This is a genomic window from Cohnella sp. LGH, from assembly GCF_017671885.1.
In the GTDB taxonomy this organism is placed as follows: domain Bacteria; phylum Bacillota; class Bacilli; order Paenibacillales; family Paenibacillaceae; genus Cohnella; species Cohnella phaseoli.
This window is the reverse complement of record NZ_CP072117.1, coordinates 1007021-1023381: the sequence shown is the minus strand read 5'-3', so window position 1 is coordinate 1023381 and position 16361 is coordinate 1007021. Positions and strand designations below refer to the sequence as shown.

General features: G+C 52.5%; 12 protein-coding genes. 11 read left to right on the top strand and 1 reads right to left on the bottom strand.

Features of this window, described 5'->3' with window-relative positions; translation table 11 throughout:
• Nucleotides 1-133: 133 nt before the first annotated feature.
• Both J4772_RS04005 and J4772_RS04000 read left to right on the top strand, forming a co-directional pair.
• A complete protein-coding gene (locus tag J4772_RS04005; protein ID WP_209074227.1) occupies nucleotides 134-3202 on the top strand; it encodes an ATP-binding protein in 3069 nt (1022 codons plus the stop codon).
• A complete protein-coding gene (locus J4772_RS04000; RefSeq protein ID WP_209074226.1) occupies nucleotides 3174-4286 on the top strand; it encodes a response regulator in 1113 nt (370 codons plus the stop codon). Before J4772_RS04005 ends, J4772_RS04000 begins: the two co-directional genes overlap by 29 nt.
• Before the next feature lie 57 nt (nucleotides 4287-4343).
• On the opposite strand, the gene J4772_RS03995 is transcribed toward J4772_RS04000, so the two are convergent.
• On the bottom strand, nucleotides 4344-5222 hold the full coding sequence (locus J4772_RS03995) for an AraC family transcriptional regulator (RefSeq protein WP_116060231.1): 879 nt from the start codon (nucleotides 5220-5222) through the stop codon (nucleotides 4344-4346).
• Nucleotides 5223-5343: 121 nt separating this feature from the next.
• Here J4772_RS03995 and J4772_RS03990 point away from each other — a divergent pair, with 121 nt between their 5' ends.
• From J4772_RS03990 to J4772_RS03950, 9 genes are all read left to right on the top strand, one after another.
• The gene (locus J4772_RS03990) at nucleotides 5344-6405 is read left to right on the top strand and encodes a Gfo/Idh/MocA family protein (protein ID WP_209074225.1); all 1062 of its coding nucleotides are present in this window, start codon (nucleotides 5344-5346) and stop codon (nucleotides 6403-6405) included.
• A complete protein-coding gene (locus J4772_RS03985; protein WP_209074224.1) occupies nucleotides 6402-7262 on the top strand; it encodes a sugar phosphate isomerase/epimerase family protein in 861 nt (286 codons plus the stop codon). Before J4772_RS03990 ends, J4772_RS03985 begins: the two co-directional genes overlap by 4 nt.
• Before the next feature lie 16 nt (nucleotides 7263-7278).
• Nucleotides 7279-8163: a sugar phosphate isomerase/epimerase family protein gene (locus tag J4772_RS03980; RefSeq protein ID WP_209074223.1), complete on the top strand. Its 885-nt coding sequence runs from the start codon at nucleotides 7279-7281 to the stop codon at nucleotides 8161-8163.
• 150 nt (nucleotides 8164-8313) lie between these two features.
• The gene (locus J4772_RS03975; RefSeq protein WP_371822817.1) at nucleotides 8314-8640 is read left to right on the top strand and encodes a cysteine-rich CWC family protein; all 327 of its coding nucleotides are present in this window, start codon (nucleotides 8314-8316) and stop codon (nucleotides 8638-8640) included.
• Between the two features lie 110 nt (nucleotides 8641-8750).
• Entirely contained in the window at nucleotides 8751-10499 is a 1749-nt protein-coding gene (locus J4772_RS03970; RefSeq protein ID WP_209074222.1) for a sensor histidine kinase, read from the top strand.
• Entirely contained in the window at nucleotides 10496-12187 is a 1692-nt protein-coding gene (locus J4772_RS03965; protein WP_209074221.1) for a response regulator, read from the top strand. The genes J4772_RS03970 and J4772_RS03965 overlap by 4 nt, the downstream gene beginning before the upstream one ends.
• Nucleotides 12188-12290: 103 nt before the next feature.
• Nucleotides 12291-13979 (top strand): extracellular solute-binding protein, encoded by a 1689-nt coding sequence (locus J4772_RS03960; protein ID WP_209074220.1) that lies wholly within the window; start codon nucleotides 12291-12293, stop codon nucleotides 13977-13979.
• Nucleotides 13980-14081: 102 nt separating this feature from the next.
• Nucleotides 14082-15128, top strand: coding sequence for a phosphotriesterase family protein (locus J4772_RS03955; protein ID WP_209074219.1), 1047 nt, complete (start codon nucleotides 14082-14084; stop codon nucleotides 15126-15128).
• A gap of 34 nt (nucleotides 15129-15162) precedes the next feature.
• Nucleotides 15163-16359, top strand: coding sequence for a M24 family metallopeptidase (locus J4772_RS03950; protein ID WP_209074218.1), 1197 nt, complete (start codon nucleotides 15163-15165; stop codon nucleotides 16357-16359).
• Nucleotides 16360-16361 lie beyond the last annotated feature (2 nt).

The window sequence follows — 16361 nt, the reverse complement described above, 5'->3', positions numbered from 1 at the left end:
CCTTTCTGAACCAAGACAACACCGAACTTGCCTGCCTGATTAAGTATAGTCCTCCTCTCCTGCAGAGTAAATCGTTCGCGCGAGTCGCAAAAAGAGGATCGAATCCGCTCCTCGATTGTTATATGATGGAGGTATGAACAAATCATTGACGATATTGCTGGGGACTATTTTCCTGTTCGTCTTCGTTACGGGCATTAATATGTTTACTTGGCTTAATCCGCTGGCAGAGTATCCCGAGGCGAAAGACGGAGTGCTGGACTCTTCCGGCTGGAACTATGGCGAACGCGGGATTATTCCATTGAGCGGGGAATGGGAGTTCTATGAAGGAATGCTGCTGCGGCCGGAAGACTTTCGCGGAGATGGCGCGGCTCGCCTGAAGGGGCAAAGGAAGATCGCAGAAGTTCCGGGGAATTGGAAGGGAATGGTCGGATCGAAAGGCCAAGACGGCTACGGCGCAGGTACATACCGTCTGCTCGTATATGTGGGCGAGTCGGAATCGTTTAGTTTGCGGGCGAAGAAAATCCGCTTGTCCAGCCAAGTGTTTATGAACGGAGAGGATTTAGGGGGCAACGGCCGTCCGGCTCTGAACGAGGAGCAATTCGTTCCGAGCAACCTTCCTTTTTTCGGGACGGCCGCGGCAAGGGACGGAACGGTGGAGATCGTCATTCAGGTCGCAAGCTTTCAGTTTATTGAAGGCGGGCTGGTGCAAGCGCCGGAGTTCGGCCTGACCGGAGACGTGATGAACCGCCGCGATCATTCCCGTCTGGCAGACATGATTCTCGTGACGACGATGTTTGTCTTCGGGTTGTATTACGTCGGAATGTTTAAACAATGGCGCCAAGAGCGGCACCTGATGCATTTTTGTTTGTTCTGCCTGTCGACGGGGCTGTTTTTTTCAATCGATAACGAAATTTTGGCTACCGCGCTCGTTCCGGGCCTTTCCTTCCCTTTGCTGCAGAAGCTGATCTTCTTGTTCACCTATTTGACGTTCGTGTTCTTCGGGCTGTATGTCTATCGCTATCTGGGCGAGAAGAACAACTCCCTCTATTTATGGCTGTGCAAGTTCGGCTTTGTCTACGTGGCGCTGTTTACGGTCTTTCCCAGCCGTTATTTGGTCATCTTCTGGCCAACTGCGTTCGCGCTGCAGATCGTCGCTCTCGGATTGATCATTTATGCGATTTTCCGCAATCATCGTCGTAGTCCGCATGACAGCTATTATATGCTGTTGGGCAGCTTTTTCCTGATCGTCACCTGGATTTACGGGCAAACCCGGTATCATTTGGCGTTGGACAACCCGTATTACATGATTGTGACCCCGCTGCTGCTCGTATTCTCGCAAGCCTTTCTTATGTCTGACCGGCTGCAGACGGCCATCCGGAAGAGCGAGCGCTTAACAGGGCAGCTGCTCCAGTACGATCGCCAGAAGGACGAGTTTTTGGCGAAAACGTCGCACGAGCTGCGAACGCCGCTTCACGGCATCGTGAATTTATCGCAAGCGCTGCTTGACGATCGGGACGCGCCGTTGCAGGAGGAGCAGCGCGAGAACATACGAATGCTGCATCTTCTGGGACGCCGGCTCTCGGGTCTGGTGCACGATATTCTCGATTTGAACCGGATACGTCATGGCCAGCTCGTTATCCAACCGACTTTGGTTGACGTGGCGATGTCGGTGCGTTTCGTCATCGAGACGCTCTCCATTGCTTCGACCAACCGGGACGTCAAGCTGGTCAATGCGCTCCCGTCGACTCTTCCGCTGGTGAGGGCGGACGAAAACCGGCTTAGACAGATCTTGCACAATTTAATGGAGAACGGCCTGAAATATACGGAAAAGGGCACTGTGCGGGTGACGGCGGAACGGCGCGGCGGAGAGCTGGCGATCTCGGTGACCGATACGGGGAACGGCATTCCCCGGGAAATTTTGCCCGGGCTGTTCGAGCCGTTCTTTCAATACAAGGAAGGGCAGGGCAAAGCTCTTGAGTCGGGGTTAGGTCTTGGACTAAGCATCTCCAAGCAACTGACGGAGCTGCAGGGAGGAAGGCTCGAGATTGAATCAGAGGTTGGAGTCGGCTCGAAGTTTACGTTTACGTTGCCTATCGATGCCGGAGCGGAGGAGGCTGCAGCTGCAACTGCCGAGCCGGATATGCCCGCGTTCTCCGGCCTCTCCGGGATGACGCATCACGAACCGGGGCAGCAATTTCATATTTTGATCGTAGACGACGAGCCCTCCAATCTGAAAGTTTTGATCCATGCGGCGTCGGCCATGGACTATGGATACACGGCGGTCGGCGGCGGGGAGGAGGCGCTTGCGGCGCTGCTGCGTCATCCGAAACCCGATCTGGTGCTGCTCGATCTCATGATGCCGGGGCTTTCCGGGCTCGACGTATGCCGGGAGATTCGAACGCTGCACGGCTTGGCGGAGCTTCCTGTGCTAATGCTCACCGCATCAGGGCAGACCGGCGATACGATGGCTTCGTTTGCCGCGGGGGCGAACGATATTTTGCAGAAGCCGTTCGAGCTGGCTGAGCTGAAGGCGAGGGCCCAGTCCTTGCTTGCGATGAAGAATTCATCCGAGCAAGCGGTACGAAGGGAGATGGATTTTCTCCAGGCTCAGATCACGCCCCATTTTCTCTATAACAGCATGAATGCGCTAGTTGGACTTAGCTATAAGGACGTTGACAAGCTCAGGGAGACGATTCATCACCTGACGACATATTTGCGGGCGAAGTTCACCTTCGTTTTTCAGGGACAACGAGTGGAATTGGAGCGAGAGCTGGAATTAGTCAAAGCTTATCTTGCCATCGAGCAGCTTCGTTTCGGCGAACGGCTGCGGGTCTGCTATCAGATTGAAGAAGGGAGCAGTTGCATGCTGCCTCCCCTTACGCTGCAGCCGATCGTAGAGAATGCCGTCCGCCACGGCATCGGGCCTAAGCCCGAGGGAGGCATTCTGAATATTATCGTTAGCCGTAACGAGAACTCCGTACAAATTCTGGTGGAAGACGACGGCGTCGGTATGGACGAGCAGACGCTGGATGCGTTGGATAATGGACAAGCGGGCGGCGTCGGCATTCGCAACGTGAACAGGCGGCTGCAGATGCTGTACGGAGGAAAATTGGAGTATCGCAGTCTGGCCGGGCGCGGCACGCAGGTCAAGCTTCATATACCGGAGGGAATCTATGCTAAGAGCGCTGTTGATAGACGATGAAGAGATTGCCCTCGACGTTCTGGAAATATTGCTCCGAGAGATCGGGGGCGTCGAGGTCGTCGGAAAATTCGGCAAAGTGTTTGAAGCGGTGGATCAGGCGGAGTCGCTAAAGCCGGATTTGATTTTTCTGGATATCGAGATGCCCGGAATGAACGGGCTCGCAGCGGGAGAGCTGCTGAGCGGGCGCTGCCCCGAAGCCGAGATCGTCTTCGTGACCGCGTACCACCAATATGCGCTTGAGGCATTCGACAAAAATGCGATCGGCTATTTGCTGAAGCCTGTTGCGAAAGACCGGCTGCGCAAAACGATTGAGCGGTACGAAACGCTTCGGAAGAAAGCGGCGAGAAGAGCGGCGGCGCCATTGGACCAAGCAGAGCTAAGAGCGAGCGATCAGCCGCCTCAGTCGGTGTCGCCGCATAAGCTGAATTTGAAGGCGATGGGAAGCCTGGAACTGTACGACGGAGAAGGGCGTCTTGTCACGTGGCGGACGCGGAAAACCAAAGAGCTGTTCGCCTATTTGTGGAACCATGGGGGAGAGCCGGTCTATCGCTACCATATTCTCGATCATCTCTGGCCCGAGGTCGATTCCGAACGAGCCAAAGCGTTGTTTCATACGACACTGTACAATGTGCGCAACATGCTGAGAGCGGAAGGCTTTGCGGATATGGTAGCGTTCGGGGATGAGCGTTATTGGATGCATACTGACCGCGTCAGCAGCGATACCGAACGACTTGACGTTCTGATGCGGCGCGGGAACTTAGAGGATGCGGACGAGCTGCTGGCGCTGTATCGGGGAGACTACTTGGACACCGAGCATTATGATTGGGCGAACAGCAGAAGAGGCGAACTGCGGGCGACGTACGTTCGCCATCTGGACCGACTCGCCGAAGAGGCGGACGGCTCCGGCCCAGTTCTGGGGCGGCTGCTGTGGAAACTGCTCGAGCTCGATCCTTATCGGAGCGGCGTTTATGAACGTTTGCTCAGGCATCAGCTCGAGGTCGGAGACGCGGCCTCCATTCGGAAGCTGGAAGGCTGGAAGCGGCAGTTGGACGGAGAGCTGGCCGACGGGAGCTATACCGGTTGAACGGGGACATCCGCTGCAGCCCCAATAGGATGGGACTGCTCGTCGATGGATCTAAATCTAAAGGTCCCCGTTTCTCCACTCCGTCGGCGACATCTTCTTCAGCTTCTTAAACGTTCGGCTGAAATAGTAAATATCGCTGAATCCCGTCGCCATGGCGATCTCCGATATGTTCATGCTTTTGCCGCGAAGCATGTTCTCGGCTTTGTTGATCCGGATCAGATTGACGTATTCGATCAACGACTTGTCCGTGAGCTGCTTAAACAGCCGGCTGAAGTGGTAACGGCTCAGCCCGGCGATGCTCGCAAGCTGCTCGACGGATAGCTTTTCCTTATAATGATCGTCGATATAGGCGAATACCGGCGCGAGCCGTTCCAGTCCCTTCAGCCGGTGGCGGTACGCGTCCAGCTTGGACGTCGCGGCTACATATTTACGCACGAGCAGGGAAAGCAGGCCGTAAAGCTGGGATTTGACGGACAACTCGTAGCCTAGCTCCTGCTGATGAAGCTCATGGATGAGCGTTTGCATGCAGCGGTTGATCTCTTCGTCACCCGAGACGAGGTTCTGAAACAAAATCTGGTTGCGGGCAATGGGGGTAATAAACTTCGTCTCCACCGCGTCCATCGCATGGCTGTGCAGCAGGGAGATGTCCACGATCATCGCATAATAGGATAAATTCTCCGAAGTGCTGAAGCCGTAGTGAAGCTCGTTGCTGTTCACGACGCACAAATCTCCGCTGCGGCAAGCGATTGGCGTAGAACCGCATTCAATCACCGCACTGCCCGAGGTGAAAAATAGAAATTCCATATGCTCGTGCCAATGGTGGACGAACAAGGTCTGACCGCTGACGAACTTATGTGAAAACGGAGGGTTTACTTTAATTGGGAAGGACGGATTGGGCATCGGCATCGGTTCTTTGTAATCCGCGTGTTTTTCCATCTGTCATCCTCCAACACAGCACGATTGTGCAAATAAAGAGCATGCTTTTACATGGTATCGGCACTTTATCACATTATAATACAAATTGAAAACAAATGTGAGCATAGGGAGTGTTGGGCAGGTGCAAAAAGTTCGAATTGGTGTCGTCGGTACAGGATCGATTTCGGAAATGCATTTGGGTTCGTACGCGCGCAATCCGGACGCGCAGATCGTCGCGATTTGCGACGTTAACGAGGCCAGAGCGCGTCAAGTGGCGGACAAGTACGGAGCGGACAAGGTGTACACCGATTACCGCGAGCTGCTCGCCGATGCGGACGTGGATGCGATCAGCATTTGTACTTGGAACAATACGCACGCTCCGATCAGCATTGCCGCTCTGAAGGCCGGCAAGCATGTGCTCGTAGAGAAACCGCTGTGCCGGACGATGGAAGAGGCTCATGAGGTTGAGGCGGCGGTACGCTCCTCCGGCAAGCTGCTTCAAGTCGGTTATGTGCGCAGATACGATCCGAACGTGAAGATGCTGCGCGAATTCGCGGATCAGGGAGAATTCGGCGAACTGTACTACGCCAAGGCGTCGACGCTGCGCCGGCTGGGCAATCCGGGCGGATGGTTCGCGGACGTCGAGCGCTCCGGAGGCGGTCCGCTTATCGATATCGGCGTTCACGTCATCGACTTGTGCTGGTATTTAATGGGCAAGCCGAAGGCGGTCGCGGTCAGCGCGAACACGTATCAGAAGCTGGGCAACCGTTCCAACGTCAAGCATCTCTCTTTCTATAAAGCGGCCGATTACGACGCATCGAAGAACACGGTCGAAGATCTGGCAAGTGCGATTATCCGCTTCGAGAACGGAGCATCCATCATGGTCGACGTCAGCTACTCGCTGCATGCGAAGAAGGACGAAGGCATGGTTCGGGTGTACGGGGAAAAGGGAAGCTTCGAGATCGATCCCGAGGTTGTGATCGTGACCGAGAAGCATGACACGATTTTGAATATCCAGCCTCAGACCGACAGCACGGCCGGTTTCTCCGGCGATGCGGCGTTCCAGAACGAAGTCGATCACTTTGTCGACTGCATCCTGAACGGCACGGAGCAGATTAGCCCGGTCGAGGACGGCGTTGAGATTATGAAAATTTTGTGCGGCATCTACGAATCCGCGGCGAAAGGCGAGGAGGTTCGTCTATGAAGCTCGGGGTCAGTTCTTACAGCTTGTGGCAAGCGGTAGAAAAAGGAGAGCTGGACTACGTCGGCGTTGTCGCCAAGGTAGCGGAGCTGGGCGGCGAGCATGTCGAGATCGTGCCGCTGGGCGAGGTGAATCTGACGGCAGATCCTGCATTGGTCGAGGCGATTCGCAGCAAGGCGGCCGAAGTGGGCATCGACATTTCCAACTATGCGATCGGCGCGAACTTCGCAGGCTTGGACGACGAAGCGTTCGAACGTGAAATCGTGCGCGTCAAGCGCGAGGTGGACGTCGCGGCAGCGCTGGGCGCGAAGCTGATGCGCCATGACGTGGCGAACTCCGAGGATCGGTCCATCGCTCAATTTATGAAGGACCTTCCCAAGCTGGTGGAGGCTTGCCGTCAGATCGCCGACTATGCGGCGCAATACGGCATCACGACCAGCATCGAAAACCATGGCTACTACGTACAAGCGAGCGACCGGGTTCAGGCGATCGTGAACGAGGTCGCGCGGGACAACTTCCGTACGACGCTGGACATCGGCAACTTCGTCTGCGTCGACGAGAACCCGCTAGCGGGCGTGCGCAACAACGCCAAGATTGCGTCCATCGTTCACGTGAAAGACTTCTACATCCGGCCGGCCGAGAACAACCCCGGCGACGGCTGGTTCAAGTCGGCGAACGGTGCCTACCTGAGAGGCGCGATTGCCGGTCAAGGAGACCTCGACACTCGCGGCGCGCTGCGCATTGTGAAGGAGTCGGGCTTCGACGGTTATCTGTCCATCGAGTTCGAAGGCATGGAGCCATGCATTCAAGCGACGAAAATCGCTCTCGACAACGCCAGACGGATTTGGAATGAAATTTAATTAAGGAGTGAAGGAAATGTCCGGTATCGTAACCCCTTGGAAAATCGGAGTCATCGTCGACAGCTTCAGAGTCGGCGTACGCGAAGGTTTGGTGAAAGCGAAAAACGTGGGAGCCGACGGCGTGCAAATCTATGCCGTTACCGGCGAGATGGACCCGGCGAACCTGTCGCCCGCTGCACGTAAAGAGTGGAAGTCGTACATCGAATCGCTCGGATTGGAAATTTCCGCACTTGTCGGCGATCTGGGCGGCCATGGCTTCCATGACAAGCAGGCGAATCCGGCGAAAATCGAGAAGTCCAAGCGTATTCTCGATTTGGCGGTAGAGCTCGGCACGAACGTCGTTACGACGCATATCGGTATCGTGCCGGACGACAAGAACAGCGAAGTGTACGAAGCGATGCATCTGGCGTGCGACGAATTAAGCCGTTACGCGACGAGCATGAACGCCTTCTTCGCGATCGAGACCGGACCGGAAACTTCGGCGCATCTGAAGAGCTTCCTTGACGGACTCAGCTCCAGAGGCGTCTCCGTCAACTTCGACCCGGCGAATATGGTCATGGTCACCGGAGACGATCCGGCGCAAGGCGTCTACAACCTGCGCGACTATATCGTGCACACGCATGCCAAAGACGGTATCCGTCTGCGCGAAGTCGATCCGCGTCTGATTTACGGCGCGCTGGGCTTCGAGCCGCTTGACCACGAGAAGATCGCTCACGATGCGGAGTCGGGAGACGCATTCCGCGAAGTTCCGCTCGGCGAAGGCGGCGTCGATTGGGACGCTTACCTGAAGGCGCTTCGCGACATTGGCTACGGCGGCTACCTGACGATCGAGCGCGAGGTCGGCACGAATCCGGAAGCGGACATCTCCGCTGCGGTGAAGTTCCTGAAAGCGAGAATCTAGTCGTTGTGAAGAAGGCTGTCTCATAAGCCAACCAAGTTGCTGTAAAAGATAATCGACAATAAAGGTGCAAGGTGTATATATCTCCCTCCGATGCGATACGCTCCCGAAATCTGAATGGGTAAACCCGTTATAGGGTAATTTCAGGAGCGTATGAGGCAGTCTCCGGGAGATATATACACCTTACTTTACATATCGATTATTTCAGGCAACCCGGCTTATGGCACAGCTCCTTTTTTTGTCATTTTATCAGGGGGACGGACGGCGATGACAGGAAACGATGCGTTAACCATCGACCCGGGCAAATGCCCGCTGTGCGGCCAAAGCAATTCGTGCGGACAGCTTGCGGACAGGCCGCATGGTTCCTGCTGGTGCGCAAAAGCGGAGTTTCCGCCCGAAATATTCGATGCGATTCCTGCTGAATCGCGAAACAAAGCCTGTATCTGCGCGAATTGTTTGGCACGCTTCAAGAAGCTCTGACTGTTTGAAAATGCAAATTCGACCGGCCCATCGTTAGCGGGGACGGTTTTTTTGTCTTGGATAAAAATAGCGAGCGTCGTATACTGTGGAGAAAAAAAGGAGGGCTCGTCTTGATAGCGATAAAGCGAAGAATCGATAACATACCGATATTTCCGAAGCTTGTGCTTACTTTTCTGATCATCACCCTGCCGCTGTTCACGCTCAGCCTCGTACTGAACGATCTGGGCAAGCAAGAGGTCAAAAACCAAATCTCCAGCTCGATTACGATGAACATTCACTATTATTTCACGACGCTCGAGAAAGAATTGGAGCGAATTATTCGGAACCAGCAAGGATTCATTAATGACGAGGATTTAATACAGCTTAGCAATTCCTTGACGATTTTATCTGATTATCAGCGTACGAAGACGATCAACGACTTGAAGCTTAAACTTACGGCTCTGAAGGAGTCCAGCATTTATATTAAAAATATTAGCGTTTATATCCGCTCGCTTAACGGCACCGTTTCGACCTCAAGCTTGGAAGAAGTGTCCGGCAACGGCGAGGAAGCGGAGGCGATCGCCAAGGCCACCTATACGAGCGGAATTCCGATTACCGTGTGGCAAGACCGCTTGTTTCTGAATTTAACTTACCCGCTTAACTTATCGAAAACAGAGAAGGAGCCTCAGTTCATTCAAAATATCGAACTATCTATGGAAGCGCTAACAGGCGCTTTGAATTCGTTTCCACAGGAAGGCGGGGCTCTCCTGTTTAACGATAAGTGGCAAATTGCCAACGATAAGTACACCTCGCCGCAAGCGGAAATCAGGGAAGCATTGACGGAGCGTATGAGGGAGTCGACGGCGTTTACGATGCAGGTGGACATCGGCAAGCAACCGTATATGGCCGTATATGAGAAATCGACGTTTCTGGATGCTTCGCTCCTGTTCTACTTTCCGGAAAATGTGGTCGTAGGGCAATTAAAAACGTATGGCGTCTGGTTTTGGCTGCTTGTGGCCAGTTCGTTTATCATTGTGGTTCTGTTCTCCTACGGAATCTATCTGTTGATCCACCGTCCTCTTCAAAATTTGGTCAGACGTTTTCGAAGCGTGGAGGCGGGCGATTTCAGCGCCGTGCTTTCCTCGTCCCGGGAGGATGAGTTCGGATATATCTTTAATCGGTTCGAGAGGACGGTACTGAATCTGAAGACGCTGATCGACGAGCTTTACGTGCAGAAGATCCGTCTCCAACAATCCGAACTCAAGCAGCTGCAGATGCAAATTACTCCTCATTTTCTCTACAACAGCTTTTTTATTTTACATCGATTGATCAAGAACGACGAGAACGAGACGGCCGAACTGGTATCCAAAAATCTTGGCGACTATTTTCACTATATTACGAGGAACGGGCTGGAAGAGGTTCCGTTAGAGCATGAAGTCAACCACGTCCGTTCGTATGTGGAAATTCAGAACGTGCGGTTTTCAAGCCGAATTGTTGTAGATTTCGATCCGCTTCCGCCAAGTTTCCATGGGATATTAATTCCGCGTTTGATCTTGCAGCCGCTCGTGGAGAACGCTTATGAACATGGGCTCGGAGAAGTGGTGCGAGAGGGGAGATTGTCGATTCGGTTCGCTGTGGAGGCGGATAAACTCATCTTCTCGGTCGAAGATAACGGCGCCGGGTTGACGCAAGAACGACTGGCCGAATTGAACGGGGCGCTGCACCGGTCCGATGAAGGAGAAACCACGGGGCTGATCAATATCCACCGTCGCTTGAAGCTGAAGTACGGCGAACGCGGCGGGGTGGAGATCGGGCGGGGTTCCATGGGAGGCGCAAGAGTTCGAATTTATATCCCTAGCGACAAAGGAGAGCAAATATGAAACGAATACTCATCGTCGACGACGAGCCCATCATCGTCAACAGCATTTTTCGTATGCTGGAGGAAACCTCGCATCTGGATCTGGAGGCTTATCGCGCTTACAACGTTTACGAGGCGCTGGATCACCTCAAGCAAACCCGTATCGACGTTGTCATTTCGGACATTCGCATGCCGGGAATGAGCGGAATCGAACTGCATAAGCAAATCATCGAGAGCTGGCCGCGCTGCAAAGTGATTTTTCTGACGGGCTACAATGAATTCGAGTACGCGCGTCATGCGATAAGGACTGGCGGGGTCGTGGATTACGTTTTGAAGAACGAAGACGATCACGCAATTGTATCCGCCTTGGAAAAGGCGTTCGCGGAGATGGAGAAAGCGGAAGACGGTGCCGTCCATATGCTGAGGGCAAGAAAGAAATTGCAGCTTGCGCTTCCGGCTTTGCAAAGAAATACGCTCTTCGACTTGATGCGCGATCCGTCATCCTCCTCGAAAGAAGTCGAGAAAAGATTCGAAGAGTCCGAGATTCTGTTAAACCCGGACAAAAAGGTATTTCTGGTTTTGGGAAGAGTGGACGAATGGATGGAAGGCGCAAGCGAAGCGGATCGTACGCTCTTTCTCGGCGCTTGCCAGAACATAGCGGAGGAATATTTGGCTCCAACGGTCGAGAGCGTATCCGTAACCTTCGAATCCGGCAAGCTTGCATGGTTTATGCAGCCCAAATCCTATGCGGGGAAGGGTGAATTTGATGAGGTTGGGGAAGAAGAGCGTTGGGCCTACGAGCACATGAAAACAAGAGTATACGGCATTTTGGAAGCCGTTCAACAGACGTGCAAACAGCTGCTGAAGCTATCAATCTCTTTCGTTATGGCGCGAGAGCCTTCCGAATGGAGCCAGGCAGGCGCGCAATTTTATTTTCTGAAAGCCTTGCTCGGACAGAGCTCGTATAACGGGCAAGAGCTATTAATCCAGGATTCGAATCAGCTTGGGCTTCGTTCGGCGTCCGACCGAGACATTCCCTTCTCGGAATCTCAACACAATAAAAAGCAATTCGAGCTTTTGGAGCAGTATTTGGCAGGCGGGAAACGAGACAGCTTTCACCGGCTTTACGGAGAAATCGCCAATCAAGTCGCTTTGCCCGAATACCCTTATCGGCTGGAAACCTTCCATATCTTATCGCTGAATCTGATTTCTTATGCGATTCGGGTAGGACTGTTCCATGAGCTGTTCATGAAAATGGATCTTGGCAAAACGACGCAATACGACGCGCACGAATGTTGGGAAGAGGCCGTTGCTTACTTAGCCGCGGTAGCTGACTATCTTCTGGACTATCGCGAACCCGCGCCCGAAGAACAAAGCGAACGGCTGATCGCGACTATTCATAACTATGTTCAGGCCCATCTCGGCGGAGACCTCTCTCTGACTCGGTTATCTATGGTCGTTCACCATAGTCCGACTTATTTATCCCGTATCTACAAGCGAATGACCGGAAGAATGCTGTCGGATTACATCACCGAAGAGCGGATGAACAAAGCGAGGGATTTACTGGCGCAATCCGATCTTAAGATTCAAGAGATCGCGACTCGAGTCGGCTACGAAGCCGCCCCTCAATTCAACCGTTCGTTCAAGAAAACGTTCAAAATGACGCCGCAGGAGTACAGAGATCTGAGTTACCGGATTAACGACGAATAGATCAGCGCAACAAATGTCAAGGAAAGCAACAATGGCAAATAGCTACGCTATTTGCCATCTTCTATACTTACGGAGCAGGCAAAAATAAGTAGGGGGATACGACATGAAGAGGAAGTCCGTAAAATGGATCGCGATGACCGCACTGGCGTGCATGCTTGTTCTTGCTTCGGCTTGCACGAAGCAAAACGAAGGAAATAACGCGCAACCAACGGGTACACAGGATGTCGGCTCGAAAGAAAGCGCCGCGAATAGCGGAGGAGAAACCGCGGTTGAACCGATGGGCAAGATCGATCCGCCTATCGAGGTGACGGCGATAAGAACGTTGGATTCAACGACGAAGTTTGAAAACGGAGAAACGATCGAGAATAACGCTTGGACGAAATTATACGAGAACGAATTCGGAATCAAGCTGAAATATTTATGGGTTTCCGATCCGACGCAATATGAGCAGAAATTCAACATTGCCATGGCTTCCGGTCAATTGGCGGATATTATGCCCGTCAATGGCATTCAATTTAATCAATTGGTTGAAGCCGATCAATTAGCCGATCTAACTGAGGCGCTCGAAAAGTACGGTACTCCTCTTGCAAAAGAGATGTTAAAGAAGGATGGCGGAGTTGGTCTTGAATCGGCTACGTTTAACGGCAAACTGTTGGGATTGCCGGTGAACCCGGGCTCATTCGATTTCGCTTCCCTGCTTTGGATCCGTACGGATTGGCTGGAGAAGCTTAATCTGCCCGAGCCGAAAACGATGGAGGATGTATTCAAAATCGCGGAAGCTTTTGTCAATCAGGACCCGGACGGAAACAATAAGAAGGATACACAGGGATTGGGAGCCACTAAAGAATTCTACGGCTTAGAACCGGGTCTGGACGGATTCTTCAACGGTTATCACGCCTATCCGAAAAGCTGGGTTGCGGATGCATCGGGCAATCTTGTATACGGAAGCATTCAGCCTGAAATGAAGCAAGCGTTAGAAAAGCTGCAGCAGCTGTATAAAGACGGGTACATTGATCGCGAGTTCGGAGTCAAAGATAAAGAGAAATTCATCCAAAATGTAAATTCAGGCAAGTTGGGAATGTTCTATGGCGCCGACTGGTCGCCGCTGCTGTTCTTGGATGGAAAAGCGCTGGATGAAAAAATGGAATGGAAGCCGTTCGCGCTGCCATCGATCGATGATCAGAAAGCTAAGCCGCAAACCCCTTACAATGTAAATCAATATTACGTCGTTCGCAAAGGGATGGAGCACCCGGAGGCCGCGGTAAAAATGCTTAACGCAGCCAGCTATCAATGGGATAGAACGAAGTATCCTCTCACCGATATGAACCAAAATGGGGATGTCGCCAAATGGCAGTATGCATTGGTGCAAGCGGCCAATCCCATTCAGAACGTCGAGTTGTACGAGGACGTGAAGAACGCGCTAGAGAAGCAGGACGAATCTCTTCTGAATGTGGAGAGCAATCCCGGTCAAGCGAATTTCTATAAAGCGCTTAACGATTTCAACAACGGCGATCAGTCCGGATGGGGATATACCCGATTCTACGACGCGATAGAATTACTCTACGACTACCACAAGAATGATGGATTCCATATGACCGAATTTATTTCCGGTCCTACGCCGACGATGGTCGAGAAACAAGCGACACTGCTGAAAATGGAGCTGGAGACGTTTACAAAAATTGTAATGGGGGAGTCTTCGATCGATGCTTTCGACGAATTCGTGGCGAATTGGAAGAAACTTGGCGGGGATACCATTACGGATGAAGTAGCTAAGTGGAAAGCTAGCAGATAACGTATTCATTTCCCGGGGAGTCCTCCTTGCGTAGCGATTGAAATTTAAGAGGAGAAGCTTCCCGGGACGTATGAAACACGAGTAAGCAGGAGGCGAAAAGGAATGTCCATTATGACCGTAACGGGAAGCGTTCGAGCGGATAGCTTGGGATGGGTACTGCCGCATGAGCATGCTTTTATCGATTTGCGAAGACTGGTACCGGCAGCTAGTGAAATCTCACGTAGGAAATTGGCGCAGGAGCAAGTCGATCTCACGAATATCGGAAAATTAATGCGTAATCCCTACGCGGTGCTGGACAACGCGGTGATTGACGATGAAGGCGTCGTAAGGGACGAGTTGTTGAAGTTTAAGAAAGCGGGCGGAACGACTTTCGTAGATCTTACGCTTCGCGATATTGGCAGAGATCCCGCTTTGCTCGTCGGATTATCAAGGGAATTGGATATCAAGATCGTAGCCGGCTGCGGCTACTATATTAACAAATCCCATCCCGGCGACATGGACGGGAAGACCGTGGAGGGAATCGCCGAAGAGCTATTGTCGGAAATCAGATACGGAATGGACGGAACGGATATTAAAGCAGGCGTTATAGGCGAGATCGGAACAAGCGAGATCGTCTATCCGAATGAAAAGAAGACTCTGATCGCATCGGCGATCGTTCAGAAGGAAACCGGTCTTGGATTGCACGTGCATACGGACCTGTATGCTACGAACGGTTACGAAGTCGTGAACATTCTTACCGAACATGGCGCTGCGGCTGAAAAGATATGCATCAATCACATTGACGTTGATATCAAGATGGATTATATAAAGGACCTTCTTAATCTAGGAGTCTACGTGGAGTTCGATAATTTCGGCAAGGAATTTTACGCGGACAAGAGGGACAGAAGCGTCTTAAGGGGACTCTTCGCCAGAGACATTGAGAGAGTTAGAGCGATTAAGCAACTCATTGACGCCGGTTTTCTATCAAAAATATTAATCTCCAACGATGTTTGCCTGAAAACCTGTTTGCACCGGTATGGCGGTTGGGGGTATGACCACGTCCTTACGAACATTGTTCCCATGATGGAAGACGAAGGGATTACATCCGAGCAGATTAAGATCTTAATGTGCCGTAATCCGGCCGAGTTCCTGGATGACGGCAAAGTTTGAAGTCAAAGAGGTAAACCCGAGGAGGAGTCGTTATATGTTCAAAATTCCTAAGGAAGAATTCGCTGCAAGAGTCGATAAATTAAAAGCTCTGATGAAAGAGCGCGGGATACAGGCCTGTTTGATCTACGGCGATGAGTACAGGAAGGAAAATTTGCGTTACATGAGCAATTATTGGCCTTTGTTCGAAAGAGGGGCCGTCATGATTACTCTAACAGGCGAGCCTTTCGTGATCGCCGCGCCCGAAGGCGAAATGTTCTGCCGCGAGATGAGCGCCTGGTCGGATGTCCGGCTTCTTCCGGAATTCGCGTGCGTGACCGTGCCCGATAAGATCGAATATCCGCAAGCGCACTATACGAGCTTGACCGAGATTCGCCGGCAGATACAAGAGAACGAAACGTTAATGCGATTAGGCATCGTCGGCATCGATGCGATGCCGGAGCCTTTAATGAAGGTCATCGCGGACAGCTTCGCGGGCATTGAAATCGCCGATGCGAACGATCTGTTGTTCAAGCTCAGAATGACCAAGACGGCGAGCGAAGTCGCTTGTTTGCAAGAAGCGGCAAGGATTGCCGATGCGGGCTACAAACTCATGATCGATCGGGTGAAGCCGGGCATGACGGAGCTTGAACTGGCATCGCTCGCTTACGGGGAATGCACCAAGCAAGGAGCGGAGAATATTCCGTTCTGTCTCTTAACAAGCGGAAAGCGGGTCAATACGATCATCGGAAGAGCCTCGGGCAAAGTAATCGAAGACGGGGATATGATTATGGCCGCTATAGCGGTTCAGGTCGAGGGGTACGTGGCTACGATGAATTTCCCTTTCGTTGCCGGCGAGATGAGCAAGGAACAAAAGGAATTTATCGATATTTTGGTCGAAGCCGAGGATGCCGCGTTAAGTCGGATAAAAGCGGGAGCTAATCAGAGCGAAGTCGTGCGGGCGGTTAAAGCGCACTTCAAAGAGAAGAACGTCACCGAATACGACCTGTACCCGCCTCTGCACGGCTGCGGGTTGGCGGAAGCCGAATCTCCTTACCCGGACGAGAACTCCGAAGCGATTTTCGCTGCGGGAATGACTGTAAATATGGACGTGAGTCTCTTCGGACATCCGCACGGTTCCAACCGGATCGAAGAAAGTCTGCTCGTAACCGAAGCCGGATACGAGTCGATGTCGAAGCTGGTCAGGCATTTAAGTAAAACCTGGAAGGAATCGGCGACGATTTCGGTTTGCTAAGG

What these genes read in the sequence shown, in the direction of transcription:
- J4772_RS04005 (WP_209074227.1), top strand. Translation starts at nt 134, where the DNA reads ATGAACAAATCATTGACGATATTGCTGGGGACTATTTTCCTGTTCGTC.
- J4772_RS04000 (WP_209074226.1), top strand. Translation starts at nt 3,174, where the DNA reads ATGCTAAGAGCGCTGTTGATAGACGATGAAGAGATTGCCCTCGACGTT.
- J4772_RS03995 (WP_116060231.1), bottom strand. Translation starts at nt 5,222, where the DNA reads ATGGAAAAACACGCGGATTACAAAGAACCGATGCCGATGCCCAATCCG.
- J4772_RS03985 (WP_209074224.1), top strand. Translation starts at nt 6,402, where the DNA reads ATGAAGCTCGGGGTCAGTTCTTACAGCTTGTGGCAAGCGGTAGAAAAA.
- J4772_RS03980 (WP_209074223.1), top strand. Translation starts at nt 7,279, where the DNA reads ATGTCCGGTATCGTAACCCCTTGGAAAATCGGAGTCATCGTCGACAGC.
- J4772_RS03975 (WP_371822817.1), top strand. Translation starts at nt 8,314, where the DNA reads ATGAGGCAGTCTCCGGGAGATATATACACCTTACTTTACATATCGATT.
- J4772_RS03965 (WP_209074221.1), top strand. Translation starts at nt 10,496, where the DNA reads ATGAAACGAATACTCATCGTCGACGACGAGCCCATCATCGTCAACAGC.
- J4772_RS03960 (WP_209074220.1), top strand. Translation starts at nt 12,291, where the DNA reads ATGAAGAGGAAGTCCGTAAAATGGATCGCGATGACCGCACTGGCGTGC.
- J4772_RS03955 (WP_209074219.1), top strand. Translation starts at nt 14,082, where the DNA reads ATGTCCATTATGACCGTAACGGGAAGCGTTCGAGCGGATAGCTTGGGA.
- J4772_RS03950 (WP_209074218.1), top strand. Translation starts at nt 15,163, where the DNA reads ATGTTCAAAATTCCTAAGGAAGAATTCGCTGCAAGAGTCGATAAATTA.